The organism is Curtobacterium sp. 458, from assembly GCF_030406605.1.
Taxonomy (GTDB): Bacteria; Actinomycetota; Actinomycetes; order Actinomycetales; family Microbacteriaceae; genus Curtobacterium.
This window is the reverse complement of sequence record NZ_CP129104.1, coordinates 3,539,162-3,556,152: the sequence shown is the minus strand read 5'-3', so window position 1 is coordinate 3,556,152 and position 16,991 is coordinate 3,539,162. Positions and strand designations below refer to the sequence as shown.

15 protein-coding genes are annotated in these 16,991 nt (G+C 71.7%); 8 read left to right on the top strand and 7 right to left on the bottom strand.

What is annotated here, in order from left to right; genetic code table 11:
* Positions 1 to 53 precede the first annotated feature (53 nt).
* A complete protein-coding gene (locus QPJ90_RS17110) occupies positions 54 to 1,253 on the top strand; it encodes an amidohydrolase (RefSeq protein ID WP_290132330.1) in 1,200 nt (399 codons plus the stop codon).
* Positions 1,254 to 1,335: 82 nt separating this feature from the next.
* Here the strand turns inward: QPJ90_RS17110 and QPJ90_RS17105 are convergent, their stop codons facing one another.
* The gene (locus QPJ90_RS17105) at positions 1,336 to 2,226 is read right to left on the bottom strand and encodes an aminodeoxychorismate lyase (RefSeq protein WP_290132329.1); all 891 of its coding nucleotides are present in this window, start codon (positions 2,224 to 2,226) and stop codon (positions 1,336 to 1,338) included.
* A 65-nt stretch (positions 2,227 to 2,291) separates the two neighbouring features.
* The gene (locus QPJ90_RS17100) at positions 2,292 to 2,642 is read right to left on the bottom strand and encodes a tryptophan synthase subunit alpha (protein WP_290132328.1); all 351 of its coding nucleotides are present in this window, start codon (positions 2,640 to 2,642) and stop codon (positions 2,292 to 2,294) included.
* A 52-nt stretch (positions 2,643 to 2,694) separates the two neighbouring features.
* Here QPJ90_RS17100 and QPJ90_RS17095 point away from each other — a divergent pair, with 52 nt between their 5' ends.
* Positions 2,695 to 3,195, top strand: coding sequence for an 8-oxo-dGTP diphosphatase (locus QPJ90_RS17095; RefSeq protein ID WP_290132327.1), 501 nt, complete (start codon positions 2,695 to 2,697; stop codon positions 3,193 to 3,195).
* Here the strand turns inward: QPJ90_RS17095 and QPJ90_RS17090 are convergent, their stop codons facing one another.
* From QPJ90_RS17090 to QPJ90_RS17080, 3 genes are all read right to left on the bottom strand, one after another.
* Positions 3,196 to 3,483: a hypothetical protein gene (locus QPJ90_RS17090; protein ID WP_290132326.1), complete on the bottom strand. Its 288-nt coding sequence runs from the start codon at positions 3,481 to 3,483 to the stop codon at positions 3,196 to 3,198. It abuts the gene before it with no gap.
* A 30-nt stretch (positions 3,484 to 3,513) separates the two neighbouring features.
* Positions 3,514 to 5,052 (bottom strand): hypothetical protein, encoded by a 1,539-nt coding sequence (locus QPJ90_RS17085; protein WP_290132325.1) that lies wholly within the window; start codon positions 5,050 to 5,052, stop codon positions 3,514 to 3,516.
* Positions 5,053 to 5,205: 153 nt separating this feature from the next.
* A complete protein-coding gene (locus tag QPJ90_RS17080; protein WP_290132324.1) occupies positions 5,206 to 6,894 on the bottom strand; it encodes a sodium:proton antiporter in 1,689 nt (562 codons plus the stop codon).
* 116 nt (positions 6,895 to 7,010) lie between these two features.
* Between QPJ90_RS17080 and QPJ90_RS17075 the strand changes: the two genes are divergently transcribed.
* The 3 genes from QPJ90_RS17075 to QPJ90_RS17065 all read left to right on the top strand — a co-directional run bounded on the left by QPJ90_RS17075 (position 7,011) and on the right by QPJ90_RS17065 (position 10,226).
* The gene (locus QPJ90_RS17075; RefSeq protein WP_290132323.1) at positions 7,011 to 8,267 is read left to right on the top strand and encodes an inorganic phosphate transporter; all 1,257 of its coding nucleotides are present in this window, start codon (positions 7,011 to 7,013) and stop codon (positions 8,265 to 8,267) included.
* Entirely contained in the window at positions 8,267 to 8,563 is a 297-nt protein-coding gene (locus tag QPJ90_RS17070; RefSeq protein WP_290132322.1) for a hypothetical protein, read from the top strand. Before QPJ90_RS17075 ends, QPJ90_RS17070 begins: the two co-directional genes overlap by 1 nt.
* A gap of 190 nt (positions 8,564 to 8,753) precedes the next feature.
* On the top strand, positions 8,754 to 10,226 hold the full coding sequence (locus QPJ90_RS17065) for an aspartate ammonia-lyase (protein WP_290132321.1): 1,473 nt from the start codon (positions 8,754 to 8,756) through the stop codon (positions 10,224 to 10,226).
* Positions 10,227 to 10,344: 118 nt separating this feature from the next.
* On the opposite strand, the gene QPJ90_RS17060 is transcribed toward QPJ90_RS17065, so the two are convergent.
* Together QPJ90_RS17060 and QPJ90_RS17055 are read right to left on the bottom strand one after the other, a co-directional pair.
* The gene (locus QPJ90_RS17060; RefSeq protein WP_290132320.1) at positions 10,345 to 11,424 is read right to left on the bottom strand and encodes a YihY/virulence factor BrkB family protein; all 1,080 of its coding nucleotides are present in this window, start codon (positions 11,422 to 11,424) and stop codon (positions 10,345 to 10,347) included.
* A 172-nt stretch (positions 11,425 to 11,596) separates the two neighbouring features.
* Complete coding sequence (locus QPJ90_RS17055) at positions 11,597 to 12,913, bottom strand: MFS transporter (protein ID WP_290132319.1); 1,317 nt, start codon at positions 12,911 to 12,913, stop codon at positions 11,597 to 11,599.
* Between the two features lie 69 nt (positions 12,914 to 12,982).
* Between QPJ90_RS17055 and QPJ90_RS17050 the strand changes: the two genes are divergently transcribed.
* The 3 genes from QPJ90_RS17050 to QPJ90_RS17040 all read left to right on the top strand — a co-directional run bounded on the left by QPJ90_RS17050 (position 12,983) and on the right by QPJ90_RS17040 (position 16,672).
* Positions 12,983 to 13,354 carry an FKBP-type peptidyl-prolyl cis-trans isomerase gene (locus QPJ90_RS17050; RefSeq protein ID WP_290132318.1) on the top strand — a complete coding sequence of 124 codons (372 nt, stop codon included), beginning with the start codon at positions 12,983 to 12,985 and terminating at the stop codon, positions 13,352 to 13,354.
* Positions 13,354 to 14,190, top strand: coding sequence for an aldo/keto reductase (locus tag QPJ90_RS17045; protein WP_290132317.1), 837 nt, complete (start codon positions 13,354 to 13,356; stop codon positions 14,188 to 14,190). Before QPJ90_RS17050 ends, QPJ90_RS17045 begins: the two co-directional genes overlap by 1 nt.
* Before the next feature lie 238 nt (positions 14,191 to 14,428).
* The gene (locus QPJ90_RS17040) at positions 14,429 to 16,672 is read left to right on the top strand and encodes an ATP-binding domain-containing protein (protein ID WP_290132316.1); all 2,244 of its coding nucleotides are present in this window, start codon (positions 14,429 to 14,431) and stop codon (positions 16,670 to 16,672) included.
* Positions 16,673 to 16,991: the final 319 nt, after the last annotated feature.

Here is a 16,991-nt window from a genome sequence, read left to right as displayed (position 1 = left end):
GACCGCCAGGAATCCGGATGTCGCATGCACGGGGTCCCGCTAGCGTGGCAGGCATGACCAACTCCTTCGCCATCACCGGTGCCCACGTCGTCCCCGTCAGCTCCCCGGAGTTCGACGGCGGGGCGGTCGTCGTCGAGGACGGGAAGATCACGGCGATCGGTCCCGACGTCTCCCCGCCGGACGGCATGCCCGTGGTCGACGCCGCCGGTGCGTGGCTCGTCCCCGGCTTCGTCGAGGCACACGGCCACGTCGGCATCCACGAGGAGGCCAACGGCGAGGCGGGCAACGACACGAACGAGATGACCGGCCCGAACATGGCCGGCGTCCGCGCGATCGACGCCGTGGACATCCAGGACGAGGGCTTCCGCGACGCCCTCGCCGGCGGTGTCACGAGCATCGTCGTCAAGCCCGGCTCCGGCAACCCGATCGGCGGCCAGACCGTCGCGATCAAGACGTGGGGCGGCCGGACGATCGACGAGCAGCTCATCTCCGACTCGGTGAGCGTGAAGAGCGCGCTCGGCGAGAACCCGAAGCGCGTGTACGGCGGGAAGGGACAGACCCCGTCCACGCGGCTCGGCGTCGCGAAGATCATCCGTGACGCGTTCGTCGAGGCCCAGAACTACCGTGCCGCCCGCGACGCCGCCGAGGCGAAGGGCGACCCGTTCGCCCGCGACCTCACGAAGGAGACGCTCGTCCGCGTGCTCGACGGCGAGCTCGCCTGGGACCAGCACACCCACCGGCACGACGACATCGCGACCGCGATCCGCCTCGCCGAGGAGTTCGGCTACCGCCTCGTCGTGAACCACGGCACCGAGGCGCACAAGATCGCCGACGTCCTCGCGGAGAAGGCGATCCCGGTCATCTACGGACCGCTCTTCACGAGCCGGTCGAAGGTCGAGCTCCGCGACCGCGGCATCCCGAACCTCGCCACGATCGCCGCTGCCGGGGTCCGGGTCGCCATCACGACGGACGCGCCGGTCGTGCCGATCAACATGCTCGTCGACCAGGCCACGGCCGCCGTGAAGGAAGGCCTGCCGTGGCAGACCGCGCTCGAGGCGCTCACGGTCAACCCGGCCGACATCCTCGGCTTCGGCGACCGCGTGGGCCGGCTCGAGGTCGGCCACGACGCCGACCTCGTCCTGTGGGACGGTGACCCGCTCGCCGCGACCAGCCGCGCGACGCGCGTCTGGATCGAGGGCGCCCAGGTCTTCGCGTGGGCCGACGGACAGGGGGTCACCAGCGAGCGCTGGTGACCAGGTGACGGTCGGGAGGCTCGTGGCGGCGCCGCCACGAGCCTCCCGTCCGTTGTCGGGTCGGGTTGCGCGACCCGCGCGCTCAGGCCTCGCGCGACAGGAGGAACTCGTTGATGCGCTCGGTGAGCGGCAGGTCCATCGCCCGCGTGACCCCGTTCACCGACCGGATCGGCGCCGCCTGCCGGACGCTCGACACGAGCCAGAGGGCGTCGGCGGCCTCGAGGTCGGCGAGCGTCACGAGCTCGTAGGCGGTGTCGATGCCGGCGTCCTCGGCGAACCGGAACACGTCGGCCTGCGTGGTCCCGGCGAGGATGCCGATGTCGGTGCGGGGCGTCACGAGCCGACCGCCGACGGACAGGACCAGGTTCGCCCGGGTGCCCTCGAGCACGTAGCCGTCCGTCGACACGAACAGCGCGTCGTCGGCCCCACGGCGGTCGGCCTCCCGCAGCGCCGCCATGTTCACCGCGTAGGACAGCGTCTTCGCGCCCTGCAGGAGCCACGGCGACGTGCGCTCGACGTCGTGCCGGTAGCCGCGGTCGAGCGTCACGACCGAGATGCCCTCGGTGCGGGCCGGCGTCTGATCACCCGACGGCGCCGCGTACGCCCAGCCGGTCGGACGGACGGAGCCCTCGACGCCCCGGGTGAGCACGGTCTTCACGAAGCCCTCGCGGACGGGGTCGAGCTCGGCGCACACGGCCTCGATCGTGCGGCGCCAGGCGTCGGCGTCCGGGACGGGCAGGTCGAGCATGCGGGCGGAGCGTTCGAAGCGCGCCAGGTGCGGTTCGAGCGCCTGCGGCCGGCCGTCCACCACGGTGATGGTCTCGAACACGCCGTCGCCGCGGATGATCCCGAGGTCCTGCACCTGCACGTGCTCCTCGAGCGGGGCGGCGAACCAGAACGTGTCGGCGTCCGGGTCGTGCGGCGCGGCGTCGCGGGAGGGCTGGTTGAGGATCGCGAGGACGGTTTCGGTCATGTCCCCATCCAACCGCAGCGCGGCTGGCCCCCGCACCGGGCCGCGCCCGGCGCCGCGAGCGCCGGTCAGCTCGCGTCGGGGAGCGCCCCCATGAGCTTCCAGACCGCCTCGGTCAGCTCCGGGTGCTGCAGCGCGATGCGGCGCAGGCGGTGGTACTCCTCGCCCATGGCGGTGCCCTGCCCGGACGCCGGGTGCATCGACCACTGCGCGCTCCGCTTGCCGATCGCGGCGTCGAGCTCGAGGGAGTCGGCGCGGAGGATGAGCACGACCTGCTCGTCGACGGTCGGCAGCGTCGGCATGAAGTCCCACGGGTCCTCGCCCTGACGGCTCCGGTGCTCGACGAGCATCGAGATCTCCTCGGCGGCCTCGGCACGCAACACTTCGAGGCTGCGCCCCGACCTGCGGGACTCAGCCATGATGCCCCCGCAGCACGCCTGCCATGCAACGAGCGTACGCCACACTGGGGGCGTGACCGAACGCGCCGACCGCACGATCCAGCACCCGGCCGTGGTCGTCGTGTACCTGCTCCGTGACGGCGCCGACGGTCCCGAGGTGCTCCTCGGCGAGAAGCGGCGCGGGCTCGGCACCGGTCGCCTGGTCGGCCCCGGCGGGAAGCGGGAGCCCGGCGAGGCGGCGGTCGACACGGCCGTCCGCGAGGTGGCCGAGGAGGTCGGCCTGCGGCTCGACCCCGACGACCTGGAGGCACGGGGCACGTTGGACTACCGGTTCCCGTTCCGGCCGTCCTGGTCCCAGGTCTCGGACGTGTTCGTCTGCCGCCGCTGGCAGGGGGACCCGACGGGCAGCGACGAGCTCGAGCCCCGGTGGATCCCGGTCGACGCCGTTCCCTACCGGGCGATGTGGGACGACGCACAGTACTGGCTGCCCGGGGTGCTCGCGGGCGGCCGGGTCCGGGCACGCTTCACGTTCGCGGAGGACAACGCGACCGTGGCCGGGTTCACCGGAGCGTGATCAGCGGACCTGCTGTGTGCGGGTGCTGCCCGTGCGGGCCTCTTCCGCGGCGGCCATGACGTCGGCGTCGCCGCTTCGGCCACCGAGCGGGCGCACGAAGAAGTCCACGATGCCGAACCCGATCGCGCCGATCATCGCGAACATCGCCCAGCCGACGAACAGCCCGGCGGTGTTCCGGCCGTCGGCGGGGGCCAGGAACACGCTCAGCGCGTAGAACACGACCGCGAGGGCGAGGAACACGACGACGACGGTGACGAGGACGCGGTGCCAGGCGATGCGCGGGTTCATGCGCCCAGGATACGCCCGGTGGTACGGGCCTCAGCGCTCCGCGTGCCGGCCGTGGGGGCGGTCGTCGGAACCGCCGCCGGTCCGCGCGGACGAGCGAGCCGGCACGTCGGTGCGGGCCGGTGCCCTGGAGCCGTCCGTCCGTGGGACGGGACGCGTGCGCGGCGCGCTGGTCGGGCCTCCCGGCCGTCCCGCGGGAGCCGGTCGCTCACCCGAGCGCACCACCGGGACGCGACCGGTCGGCGTGCTCTCGGTCTCGAGGCCGTCGCGACCGCCCATGAAGACGTCGCCGCCGGCCCGTTCGTCCTCCCACTCGTCGTCGCGCAGCACGCTGAGCGTGCCGGTCTCCGTCGAGGTGAGCCCGTGTCGCTCCAGCTCGTGGTCGCGCTGCTTGCCGAGGAACTCACGGTTCGCGGTCTGGGCGTCCTGGAACATCGTCGTCCGGCCGGTGACGATCGCGCGGATGCGTCGGTGCTCCCACCACATCTTGCCGAAGTACATCAGCACCAGGCCCGCCCCGGCGTAGCACGCCATCGTGATCAGTCCCCGCGTCAGACCGGGGCCGACGCCGTAGATCTGGTGCTTGATCATGTCGACCATGCTCGAACCGACGACGACGTTGTTGAGCCACGCGAACGGCTCCGGCATGAACCACTTCGGGTAGGCGCCGCCCGACGACGGCATCGAGAGGAAGACGAAGCAGATCATGGCCGGCGCGGCGATGAACCGACCGGCGAAGTAGCTCAGGCCGTTGACCGCGAGGCCGATCGCCACGATCCAGCCCCACGCGATGAGGACGAGCGGGACGAAGTGGCCGTGGACGGCGCCGACGACGGGGCCCGCGAGGGTGTTCGTGATGAGCGAGATGACGAGACCGCCGACGACGATCACGGCCATGCGCGTGCGGTGCCGGAGCGGGCCGCCCATGATCCCGATGAACATCGCGACCATGTAGCCGCCGATGCACCACGCGAGCATCACGTACATCGACACCGTGCCGTACTCGTCGTACGCGGGGAGCGGGGCGAGCTCGGTGATCTTCGGGGCCGCGGCGCCGCCGGCCTCGATCACCGCCGACAGCGTGGCGGGCACGAGTGAGGCGACCTGGAACTGGTGCGCGCTCGCCTTGAAGAACTCGTTCGCCGAGGGGTCGTACGCCACGGCCATGCTGCCGGCGAGGACGTCGCGCTTCGCGGCGGCGAGGGAGTCGTAGACGTGGAAGACGTACTCACCCGGCAGCGCCTTGCCCACCGCGGCGACGAGCGTCGGGTCGCTGCCGACGAGGGCGACGGGCACGTCGTGCGGGTGCGGGGCGTGGAACGCGAACACGTAGCAGAGGCAGAACCCGACGATGAAGAACAGCGGCATCCAGAGCTGGAGACCGATGAGCTGGAGCGACGGGTGCAGCGTGCCGTACCACCGCCGGTAGCGGCTGATGCGCTGCGGCTCGGGGACGGGCGCCTGTCGGACGCGACGGTGACCAGCGACGGAGGACCCCCGGCGGGGACGGGTGCCGCGGGTCGACGGGCGGGTGGTCCGCTTCGGTGGGAGGTCGTTCCGCGGGGTGCTCACTCGGCCACGTGCTCCTGTTCTCGATCGGAGCGCCAGGATACGCCGCGACGTCCGACAGCGACCGGTGCGCAGTGTGCGCGGTCGCGCGACCGCGCGGCGTGCGCGGTCGCGCGGCGTGCGCGGTCGCGCGGCGTGCGCGGTCGCGCGGCGCGGTCAGCTCCGGCTGCGGGACGCCTGGGCCGAGTCCATCGCGAGTTCCTCGGCGTCGAGCGTCACGAGCACCCGGCGCATGACCTCCTCGTCGAGGTTGCCCTTCTCGCGCTCCTCGAGCACGATCTCGCGGCGCCGGTCGAGCAGGTCGCGCCGGATGTCCTGCATCTGCGAGCCCCGGAGTCGCGAGGGCAGCTGCTGGTCCTCGGTCTCCTCCTCGACCGCGTCCTGCCGGAACGTCTCGGCCGCCCGCTCGAGCCGGGCCTTGAGCCGTGCGACGAACACGTCCGTGGCCTCGACCCCGAAGCGCTCGCCCCACTCCGGGCGTCGCTGCTCGATGAGGTCGATCGCCGCCCGGGTCGTGCGCTCGTTGAGCCGCATCTCGCTCCGGACGTCCTGGATCCCCTCCTCCGGGTCCTGCACCTTCAGGGCGCGGATCACGAACGGCAGCGTCAGCCCCTGCAGCAACAGGGTGCCGACGGTGACGATGAACGCGATCACGAAGATGGTGTCCTGCGCCGGGATCTCCGTCGGGCTCGCGACGACCGAGACCGCGGCGGCGAGGGTGACCACGCCGCGCATCCCGGTCCACGAGATGACGGTGAGCTCGCGCCAGTTGAGCTTCGGTTCGGCGGAGCCGCGCATCCACCGCAGCGACGGGTGTCCGCGGGAGAGCTTGACGCGCAGCGGGCGGAGCCACCGCCCGTTGAAGCGGTTGCGGACGTACGACTCGAAGACGAAGAGGGGCCGCACCAGGATCACGACGAGCAGCACCACGACCGCGGCGGTCAACGTCTGACCCAGGCTCCGCTCGCTCTCGATCAGCTTCTGCACGACGTCGTTGAGTTGCAGGCCGATGAGCGCGAACACGAAGCCCTCGAGGATGACGTCGATGCTCGTCCACAGCGGGCGCTCCTGGAGCCTGGTCGCGTAGCCCTCCTTCGGCGAGTTGTAGCCGATGTAGAGGCCCGCCGTGACGACCGCGATCACGCCGGAACCGGACAGGTGCTCGGCCCCGATGTAGGCGACGAAGGGGAGCAGGATGCTCATGATCGTCTCGACCACGGGGTCGTTGATGCGCATCCGGATCCAGTGCACCAGGACGCCGAGCACGCCGCCGACCACGAGCCCGACGCCGATCGCGAGCCCGAAAATGCCGAGGTCCTGCCAGATCGTCAGCGACGTCCCCGCGATGATGAGCGTGAACACCCGGACCAGGGTCAGCGAGGCCGCGTCGTTGATGAGGCTCTCACCGGACAGCACCGTCATGACGCGGCGCGGGAGCCCGAGCTTCCGACCGATCGCGGCCGCGGACACGGCGTCCGGCGGAGCGACGATCGCGCCGAGGAGGATCGCGGCCGGCAGCGTCATGTCCGGGATGAGGAAGTACGCGACGACGCCGACCACGAGCGCGGTGACGATCACGAGGAAGATGCCGAGACGTCGGATCTGCTTGATCGACGTCTGGAAGCTCTGCCACGACACGTCGAGTGCCGCCGAGTAGAGCAGCGGGGGGAGCACGACGGTGAGGATGACCTCGCTGTCGATCTCGATGTGCGGGAGCCCGGGGATGAACGACGCGGCGAGGGCGACCGCGGTGACGAGCAGGGGAGCGGGCAGGCCCTTCGCCCGGGCGAACCCCGTCACCGCCAGTGAGCCGATCAGCAGGATGAGCAGTTCGACGGGGTCCATGAGGAACATTCTCTCATCGGAATGGTTCCGTTCCTGAACGGATCGACAGCCCGGGTGGACACGAGGTGAACGGCAGGGTTTGTGCTCGGGCCGGTCGCCTGGGACACTTTCCCGCGGTGGACATCACACTCATAGTCGTCCTGGTCATCGCGTTGGCCCTCTTCTTCGACTTCACAAACGGTTTTCACGACACCGCCAACGCGATGGCGACCCCGATCGCGACCGGCGCCATGAAGCCCAAGGTCGCGGTCACCGTCGCAGCGGTGCTCAACCTCGTCGGTGCGTTCCTCAGCACCGCGGTGGCGACGTCGATCTCGCACGGGCTCATCAACGAGGGACCCGGCGGTGTGGCGATCACGCCCGAGATGATCTTCGCGGGGCTCATCGGCGCGGTCGTGTGGAACATGATCACCTGGCTGCGCGGGCTGCCGTCCTCGTCGTCGCACGCGCTGTTCGGCGGGCTCATCGGTGCCGCGATCGTCGGCGCCGGCTTCGGCTCCGTGAACTACGCCGCGCTGTTGACCGTCGTGATCATCCCGGCGTTCCTGTCGCCCGTCATCGCGGCGCTCGTGTCGTTCCTCTCGACGCGCATCGCCTACCGGATCACCCGCCGACCGGTGTTCCCGAACGAGCGCGGCGGGTTCCGCTTCGGGCAGATCTTCACGAGCTCGATGGTGTCGCTCGCGCACGGCACGAACGACGCGCAGAAGACGATGGGCGTCATCACGCTGACGCTCATCGCCTCGGGCGCGCAGTCGGCGAACCAGGGCGTCCAGTTCTGGGTCGTCGTGGCCTGTGCCCTCGCGATCGCCCTCGGCACGTACACCGGCGGATGGCGGATCATCCGCACGCTCGGCTCCGGCATCACCGAGATCCGGGCGACGCAGGGCTTCGCCGCCGAGGCCTCGACCGCCGCCACGATCCTCGCGTCGAGCCACCTCGGCTTCGCGCTGTCCACCACGCAGGTGTCGTCCGGGTCGATCATCGGCGCGGGCCTCGGTCGTCGCGGGTCGAAGATCCAGTGGTCGACCGCGGGCAAGATCGTCATCGCCTGGTTCATCACGCTGCCCGCCGCGGCTGCGGTCGGCGCGGTCGCGTCGGGCATCGCCCGCATCGGCGTCCTCGGCCTCGTGATCGACGCCGTGGTGGGTTCCGCGGTGATCCTCGGCCTGTACCTCTGGTCGCTCCGGAAGCCGCACGACCAGGCCGCCGCGATCGAGGTCGACGTGGCTGCGAACGCGGTCCTCACCCGCAAGGAGCGCCGGGACATGCAGCGCAAGAAGCGTGCCGAGGTCGTCTCGGCCCGCCGTGCCGAGCTGAGCCGTGAGCGCACCCTGCGCCGCATGGCCGCGCGCAAGGGAGGTCGTCGCTGATGGGGATCGACTGGCTCGCATTCGTCACCGTCGCCGTCGTCGCGGTCGTCTCCGCGTGCTTCGTCGTGACGGTGTACTCGGTCGGGCTCCGGTTCTGGAGCGCCGCAGACACCCGCGCCGGCAAGTACACGGTGAAGGACGACGGCACGGTCGGGCCGGCCACCGCCGGGTTCCCGCTCCCGGGGCACACCCCGCCCGGGGTGCGGCTGTACCGCTCGCTCGCGATCGCCTGCTTCGCGGTCAGCGCCGCCGCCGTGCTCTACGGCATCTACCTCATCGTCCCGCAGTTCCACTGACGCGCGCCGCGTGACGCGACGCGTCCGCTGGCGTGCCGCGGGTCGCTGACGCGACGAGGTGACGGCCTGGAGGCTCGTGGCGGCGCCGCCACGAGCCTCCAGGCCGTCTTCCGGTCGCGTCGGGCGCGAGCCGACACGCGCCCGCCTCGGCACCAGGACCGGCCGGACGGTTCGGACTAGCCTGGGCCGGGTGAGCAACGACGCACCACGACCCACCCGCACCGAGTCCGACTCCCTGGGCAGCCGAGAGGTCCCGGCCGACGCCTACTGGGGGATCAACACCCTCCGGGCGCTCGAGAACTTCCCGATCACCTCCGTCCCGATCGCGGTGTACCCGGACCTCATCGAGGCCCTCGCGACCGTCAAGCAGGCAGCGGCCCGCGCGAACAAGGCGATCGGGGTGCTCGACGGCGAGCGCGCCGACGCCATCGACGCGGCCGCGCAGGAGGTCCGCGACGGACGGCTCCGCGACCAGTTCGTGGTCGACATCGTCCAGGGCGGCGCCGGCACGTCGACGAACATGAACACGAACGAGGTGCTCGCGAACCGGGCACTCGAACTCCTCGGGCGGGAGAAGGGCGACTACGCCTACCTGCACCCGATCGACCACGTGAACCGCAGCCAGTCGACGAACGACACGTACCCGACGAGCATCAAGCTGGCGATGATCCTCGGTGTGCGCCGGCTCAACACGCAGCTCGAGGCACTGTCCGACGCCTTCGCCGAGCGCGGGCGGGCCTTCGCGGACGTCCTGAAGATCGGACGGACGCAGCTCCAGGACGCTGTGCCGATGACGCTCGGACAGGAGTTCACCGGGTTCTCGCACACCATCCAGGAGGACGTGCTCCTGCTGTCGAAGGTCATGCCGCTGCTGGCGGAGACGAACCTCGGCGCGACGGCGATCGGCACGGGCATCACCGCCGATCCGCTGTACCGCGACGAGGTCCGGCGGCAGTTGCAGATCGCGACCGGCCTCGACGTCGTGACCGCGCCGGACCTCATCGAGGCCACGAGCGACGCCGGGGCGTTCATGACGCTCTCCGGCACGGTGAAGCGCAGCGCCGCGAAGCTCTCGAAGATCTGCAACGACCTCCGACTCCTCGCGTCGGGGCCGCAGGCCGGCCTGGGCGAGATCACGCTGCCGGCACGCCAGGCGGGGTCGTCGATCATGCCCGGCAAGGTCAACCCGGTGATCCCCGAGGTCGTGAACCAGATCGCGTTCGCCGTCGTCGGGGCGGACACCACCGTGACGATGGCGGCCGAGGGCGGACAGCTGCAGCTCAACGCGTTCGAGCCGATCATCGCGCACTCGATCATGCAGTCGCTGCAGTGGATGGCGAACGGCTGCGAGACCCTCCGCGTGCACTGCGTCACGGGCATCGAGGCGAACGAGGCGAAGCTCGCGGCGCAGGTGGACACGAACGTCGGCGTCGTGACCGCGCTGACGCCGTACATCGGGTACGCGGCGGCGGCGTCGATCGCGCACACGGCACTGACCACCTCGACGCCGATCGCGACGCTCGTCACCGCTGCCGGTCTCATGGAGGAGGACCAGGTGCAGCGGGTCCTGTCGCCTGCGCGCCTGTCGGGGATCGAGCTGGCGACGGGGGCGATCCCGGTGGTCACCGAGGAGATGCTGGACCAGGCGGCGCGGGAGCGCTGACGCGGCGCTCAGGACCGATCGAACCGCGATTCCGACGTCGAACCAGGGGCTGCGGCCGGTTCGACGTCGGGATCGTGGTTCGATCCGCGCCCGACCGGGCCCGCCGCGTCCGCGTCCGTTACGGCATCGGGGGTTCGCTCACCTGCACCTTGCCGGCGAGGTCGCGGAGGTGTTCGGCCTGCGCGGCGTCCTCGTCGTCGCGGGGGAGCTTGGCCGCCTCGACCCGGACGTGGTGTGCGGTCGCGATGTCGGCGTCCCGCCACCGGGCCAGCGTGAAGTTCCGCGTGACGTCGCGGAGGGGGAGCCGGATCGACTCGTCGGCCTCGATGCCGGCGAACAGCTGGCGCATCCGGATGACCTCGGAGTCGAGCTCACCGCCGACGACGAGCACGAAGTTCGAGATGTACAGGTACACGAGCAGCAGGATCGCGCCGCCGAGCCAGCCGTACGCGCGGTTGCCGGCACCGATCGTCTCGACGTAGACCGCGAACCCGAACGTCGCGATCGCCCAGGTCACGATCGCGAAGGCGGCACCGGCCGACACCCACCGGAGCTGGGGCGTCCGGACGTTCGGCGTCGCGTAGTAGAGCACCGCGACCATGACGACGAGGACCGCGGCGAGCACGGGCCACTTCGCCACGTTCCACAGGTCGTCCACCCAGACCGGCCAGCCCATCTGGTCGACGATGGCCGCGGCGATCGTCGGGGTGCCGAGCAGGATGAGGATCGCGATCGCGCCGCCGACCATGACGAGCAGGGTGACGAGGAGCATCATGCTGCGGAACTTCCAGATCCGGCGGCCCTCCTCGACCTCGTAGGCGGTGTTCATCGCGCGGCCGAACGCGGTCGCGTACCCGGACAGCGACCACAGCGTCAGGACCACGCCGGTCGCGAAGCCGAGCCACGGGTTGTCGAGCGAGAGCAGCTGCCGGAGCGGCTCCTCGAGGTGCTGCGCGGTCTCCGGGCGCACGATGAACCCGAGGATCTGGACGATGTCCGCGAGGCCGTCTCCCGACCGGTCGACGATCGCGAGCGCCGACACGACCGCGAGTGCGGTCGGGAACACCGTGAGGGTCGCGAAGAACGTCAGCGACGCCGCCGCGTCGACGACGCGGTGCCGGATGACCGAGTGGTAGGTGCGCCGGACGACGGCGCGGACCCCGGTCCGCTGGATGGCGCGCGCATCACGGTCCGGCATGCGTACGAAACTACCTGGATTCGGACGGGAGGCGCGGTGCGGGCCCGCCACGGGCCTCCCGGCCGGTGGGCGGTCGCCCTGGCGACCCGCCCGCTGCCGAGACTCGGCGTGAGCGACGTTGCTCGCGCGCCCGGCCGCGAGGAGTGTCGCTCAGCGCGAGTCTCGCGGCCCGCTAGTTCGCGTGCGGGTGCAGCGCGTCGTACCGACGGAAGGACGGGACGAACCGGAGCAGCAGCGCGACGAGGCCGATGATCACCACGCCACCGATGATCGGCGGGTACGCGATGCCCGCCGCGACGACGAGCCCGGCGTACAGGTCACCGAGCCGCGGGCCACCCGTGACCACCACGATGAAGATGCCCTGCAATCGCCCGCGCATCCCGTCCGGCGACGCCGCCTGCAGGATCGTGTTCCGGAACACCGAGCTGACGTTGTCCGCACCGCCGGCGGCCGCGAGGCACAGCGCCGCGAGCCCGAGGGCCGGCAGGATCCCGACGCTGAAGGCATCGCCCGAGCGACCACCGAGCAGGTGCGCCACCGCGACGACGACGCCGAACGCGGCGATCGCCCCGCCGTACGCGGTGATCGCCCACCCGACCGCCTCGCCCTGCCGGCGGACGTGCCCCAGCGGACCGGAGAACACACTCGACAGCAGCGCGCCGATCGCGTACGCGGCGGTGAGTGTCCCGACCGTGATCGACCCGCCGCCGATGACGAGCGCCCCGATCGCGGGGAAGAGCACCCGCGGCTGGCCGAACGTCATCGCGATGATGTCGAGCACGAAGGTCATGGTGATGTTGCGGGAGCGCTTCAGGAACCGCGCACCCTCGATCAGCGAGCTCAGCCCGGGCCGGAGGGCGTCGTGTTCGGCCGCCATCCTCGGCAGCGTGAACACCCCGAGGAACGCGAACGTGAAGAGGACGACGTCGATCGTGTACGTCGGGGCGAAGCCGACGCTCGCGATGAGGACACCCGCGATCGCCGGACCCACCGTGACCTGGAACCCGGACGCGATGCCGCCGAGGGCGCTCGCCGCGGGCAGGAGGTCGGTGCCGACGAGCCGCGGCACGATCGCGGAGCGCGAGGCGTTGCTCACCGTCGCAGCGACGGCGTTCACCGTGGCGAGGACGTAGAGCAGCGCCACGCTGTGCAGGCCGAGCCAGGCGTGCGTGGCGATGAGGGCCACAGCGGCCCAGGCGACGATCGCCGACACGAGGGCCACGAGCCGCCGGTCGAACGCGTCGGCGAGCATGCCGCCGTAGAGCCCCGCGACGATCATCGGGACGAGGGCGATCACGCCGACGAGTGCCACGGCGAACGTCGAGCGGGTGATGTCGTACACCTCGAGGCCGACCGCGACGGTCGTCATCTGCGTGCCGATGCCGGCGATCGCCGTGCCGGCCCACAGCCGCGCGAACGCGGGGGAGCGGCGGAGCGGGGTGAGGTCGGCGAGCAGGCGGCGGCGCGGAGCGGTGTCGGATCGTGTCACGGTGGAACCATTCTGCTGCCTCCATCGGCCTGCACGGCCAGGACCGCGCTCTCTGGTTGACTGGCCGGCATGACTGACCTCAACAGCAAGCCCGAGTTCGACGCCCCCGAGGGCCCCGCCCCCACCGAGCTCGTGGTCACCGACATCGTCGAGGGATCCGGCGACGAGGCCACCGCTGGCTCGACCGTCAAGGTCCACTACGCCGGCGTCGAGTACGAGTCGGGCGAGGAGTTCGACAGCTCGTGGAACCGCGGCGAGCCGATCGACTTCCCGCTCGCGGCGCTCGTGCGCGGCTGGCAGGAGGGCATCCCCGGCATGAAGGTCGGCGGCCGCCGCAAGCTCGTGGTCCCGCCGGAGCTCGCCTACGGCCCGGCCGGCGGCGGACACTTCCTCTCCGGCAAGACCCTCATCTTCGTCATCGACCTGCTCGGGGTCCGCTGATGCAGGTCGGCGCCCCGACGATCGAGCTGAACGACGGCCACCGGTTCCCCGAGCTCGGCCTCGGCACCTACGGCCTGAACGGCGACGAGGGCACCGCGCAGGTGCAGGCGGCGATCGCGAGCGGCTACCGGCTGCTCGACACCGCGCTGAACTACGGCAACGAGGACGCCGTGGGCCGTGCGGTCCGCGAGTCCGGTGTCGACCGTGAGGACCTCGTCGTCACCACGAAGCTGCCGGGGCGCCACCACGGGTACGACGAGGCCCACCGGTCGATCGACGAGTCCCTCGCGAACCTCGGCCTCGACCACGTGGACCTGTACCTCATCCACTGGCCGAACCCGTCCGTCGACAAGTTCGTCGACACCTGGAAGGCCTTCGTGGACCTCCGTGACGCCGGCAAGGTCCGCTCGATCGGTGTCTCGAACTTCACGCCGGAGCACCTCGAGCGCATCGTGGACGCCACCGGGGTCGCCCCGGCCGTGAACCAGGTCGAGCTGCACCCGTACTTCCCCCAGGCGGCGCTGCGGATGGTCCACCAGGAGCTCGGCATCGTGACCGAGAGCTGGAGCCCCCTCGCGAAGCAGTCCGAGCTCATGAGCGAGCAGCCGGTCGTCGCGGCGGCCGAGGCCCACGGGGTCACGCCGGGGCAGGTCGTGCTCCGCTGGCACGTGCAGCTCGGTGCCGTGCCGGTGCCGAAGTCGGGCGACGCCTCGCGGCAGCGCGAGAACCTCGACGTCTTCGGCTTCGAGCTGACCGACGACGAGGTGCAGGCGATCTCCGCGCTCGAGCGCGGGCGCCTCTGGGACGGCGACCCGGACACGCACGAGGAGATGTAGCGTCCGCGTCCGTCCCGCGGGACTGCGGTCTGCCGCCGGAACCAGGTTCCGGACACAGCACCGTGGAGAAGCGCGGTGCTGTGTCCGGACCGCGGTGCGGAACGGGCGGAACCAGGTTCCGGACTGGAGGCGCGTGGCGGGTCCGCCACGTGCCTCCAGTCCGTCCCGGGGTCGCGCCGTTCTCGGTGTCGGTCCTGCGGGACTACACTGGACACCCCTGTTTCCCGAAGGGTGGCGTGTGTCCGAACCGACCGAGATCGACCGCGAGCGTGGCTACGTCGACGGGCTGTTCGCCCGCCTCGACGAACTGACCGCCGAGGCCGAGCAGCGTCTCGCCGAGACCCGCCGTCAGGCGGTCGGCGGGAACCACCAGAGCCGCAGCGAGCGCGACGCGTACGCCCGGCTCTACGAGGACACCATCGCGACGCTCGAACGCGTCGGCGACCGCCTCGTGTTCGGTCGGCTCGAGGTCTCCGAGCCGGACAGCGACGAGGACGCGTTCCGGTACATCGGCCGGGTCGGCCTCCGCGACGACGACCACCGGCCGCTCCTGCTCGACTGGCGGGTCCCCGGTGCGAGCGCGTTCTACCAGGCGACCGCCGCGCACCCCATGGGCATGCGGGCGCGCCGGCACCTCACGCTCGACGGCCGGACCGTCGTCGGGGTCGAGGACGAGGTGTTCGACGCCTCCCTCTACGACGACGAGCGCACGCACCTGCAGGGCGAGGGGGCGCTCCTCGCCGCCGTGACCGCCGAGCGCACCGGGCGGATGACGGACATCGTCGCCACGATCCAGGCCGAGCAGGACCGCATCATCCGGTCCCCGCTCGAGGGCGTGCTCATCGTGCAGGGCGGCCCCGGCACGGGCAAGACCGCCGTGGCGCTGCACCGGGCCGCGTACCTGCTGTACTCCTACCGTGAGCGCCTCCGCGGGTCGGGTGTGCTGATGGTCGGGCCGTCGTCCGCGTTCCTGACGTACATCGAGCAGGTGCTGCCGTCCCTCGGCGAGACCGGTGTCGTGATGGCGTCGCTCGGGTCGCTGTACCCGGGGGTGCACGCCTCCACGCACGACCACCGGGACGTCGCCGCCGTGAAGGGCTCGGCGGAGATGGCGTCCCTGCTCCGCCGTGCCGTCCGGTCGCGGCAGGTCGTGCCGGCCGAGCCCGTGACCCTCGACGTCGAGGGCGAGCGGCTCGTCGTCCCGCCGCAGCTCGTGGCCGACGCCATGAAGCGCGCGCAGGACCGCGGCAAGCCGCACAACGTCGCCCGGGTGACGTTCAACAAGATCGCCCTCGACGCGATGACCCGACTCCTCGCCGACCAGCTCCGCGAGCGCGGCACCACGGTGGACGAGGCCGACGAGAAGGTCCTCCGCGAGGACATCCGGTCCTCCTACGACGCCCGGGTCCTCCTCAACACCGCGTGGCTGCCGCTCCCTGCCGAGAAGTTCGTGGAGGACCTCTACGCGCGGCCGAACTGGCTCGCGTCCCTCACCCCGAACTGGACCCCGGAGCGTCGGGCGCTGCTGCTCCGCCCGCGGGGTTCGGCGATGACGGTCGAGGACGTCCCCCTGCTCGACGAAGCCGCCGAACTCCTCGGTCCGTTCGACCCCACCGGCGGCGCGGCGAAGCGTGCGGCGAAGGCCAGCCGCAACCGCGACATCGAGAACGCGCGGCAGGCCATCGAGAACATGGGCGTCGAGGGCATCGTCACCGCGGAGCAGGTCGCCGGGTCCTTCGCCGAGGGCGGCGACCCGCGCACCACGGCCGAGCGCGCCGCCGAGGACCGCGAGTGGACCTACGGGCACATCGTGGTCGACGAGGCGCAGGAGCTCTCGCCCATGCAGTGGCGGGTGCTCGCCCGCCGGAACCCGCTGCGGTCCTTCACGATCGTCGGGGACATGGCGCAGGGCTCCTCGCCGGGAGCCGCTCGCACCTGGGACGACGTCGTCGGCGCCCTCGCCCGCCGTCGCCGTGGCCGGGCGCCGCAGGTGCCGATCGAGCACCGCGTCGAGGAGCTCACGGTCAACTACCGCACGCCACGGTCGATCGTGCGTGCAGCCGGGGAGTACGCGGCGTCCGCGGGGCTCGTGGTCACCCGGACCGAGGCCGTGCGCGACGGCGACCCCGTGCAGCGGGTGTCGGTGCCGCGGGCCGACGTGCTCGACACGGTCGCATCGCTGGTGGACGACGAGCGCGCGGCGATCGGCAGCGGGACCATCGGCGTGATCGTGCCCGAAGCCGACGTCGACGCTGTCCGGCACCGCCTCGCCCGGACCGAGGCGGACGTCCGGTCGCTCGGGTCGCCGCGGCCGGGGTCGGTCACGGTGCTCACCGGGGCGGACGCGAAGGGCCTCGAGTTCGACGGGGTGCTCCTCGTCGACCCGGAGCGCGTCGGCGCGGATGCGGCTCGGGCGGCGGCGGCGGTGTACGTCGCGATGACGCGGCCGACGCGGCGGCTGACGGTCGTCGACGTGGCCTGACGGGCCGCGCTGCGGGCGTGCCGCACCCGCCCGCGTGCGCGTGGCGCGCGTGTGCGTGGCGCGCGTGTGCGCCGCACAACCAGAGTGCGTTCCGCACCGTGGTTTCGCGCGGTTCGGGATGGCTGTGGTTGTGTGCTGGCGCGCGCGGCCCGGGAGGCCGGTGGCGGGCTGGTGCCGTGCCTCCCGTTCGGCGCAGCACGACCCGCGCGCGCCGCGTGTGCACCGCACAACCAACGTCGTTGCGCACCGTGGATGCGCGCGGTTCGGGTTGTCGTTGGTTGTGCACTGGTGCGCGCGGCCCGGGAGGCCGGTGGCGGGC

Excerpts from the sequence above, each read along its gene's own strand:
- QPJ90_RS17110 (WP_290132330.1), top strand. The coding sequence starts at position 54 with ATGACCAACTCCTTCGCCATCACCGGTGCCCACGTCGTCCCCGTCAGC.
- QPJ90_RS17105 (WP_290132329.1), bottom strand. The coding sequence starts at position 2,226 with ATGACCGAAACCGTCCTCGCGATCCTCAACCAGCCCTCCCGCGACGCC.
- QPJ90_RS17100 (WP_290132328.1), bottom strand. The coding sequence starts at position 2,642 with ATGGCTGAGTCCCGCAGGTCGGGGCGCAGCCTCGAAGTGTTGCGTGCC.
- QPJ90_RS17090 (WP_290132326.1), bottom strand. The coding sequence starts at position 3,483 with ATGAACCCGCGCATCGCCTGGCACCGCGTCCTCGTCACCGTCGTCGTC.
- QPJ90_RS17080 (WP_290132324.1), bottom strand. The coding sequence starts at position 6,894 with ATGGACCCCGTCGAACTGCTCATCCTGCTGATCGGCTCACTGGCGGTG.
- QPJ90_RS17070 (WP_290132322.1), top strand. The coding sequence starts at position 8,267 with ATGGGGATCGACTGGCTCGCATTCGTCACCGTCGCCGTCGTCGCGGTC.
- QPJ90_RS17060 (WP_290132320.1), bottom strand. The coding sequence starts at position 11,424 with ATGCCGGACCGTGATGCGCGCGCCATCCAGCGGACCGGGGTCCGCGCC.
- QPJ90_RS17050 (WP_290132318.1), top strand. The coding sequence starts at position 12,983 with ATGACTGACCTCAACAGCAAGCCCGAGTTCGACGCCCCCGAGGGCCCC.
- QPJ90_RS17045 (WP_290132317.1), top strand. The coding sequence starts at position 13,354 with ATGCAGGTCGGCGCCCCGACGATCGAGCTGAACGACGGCCACCGGTTC.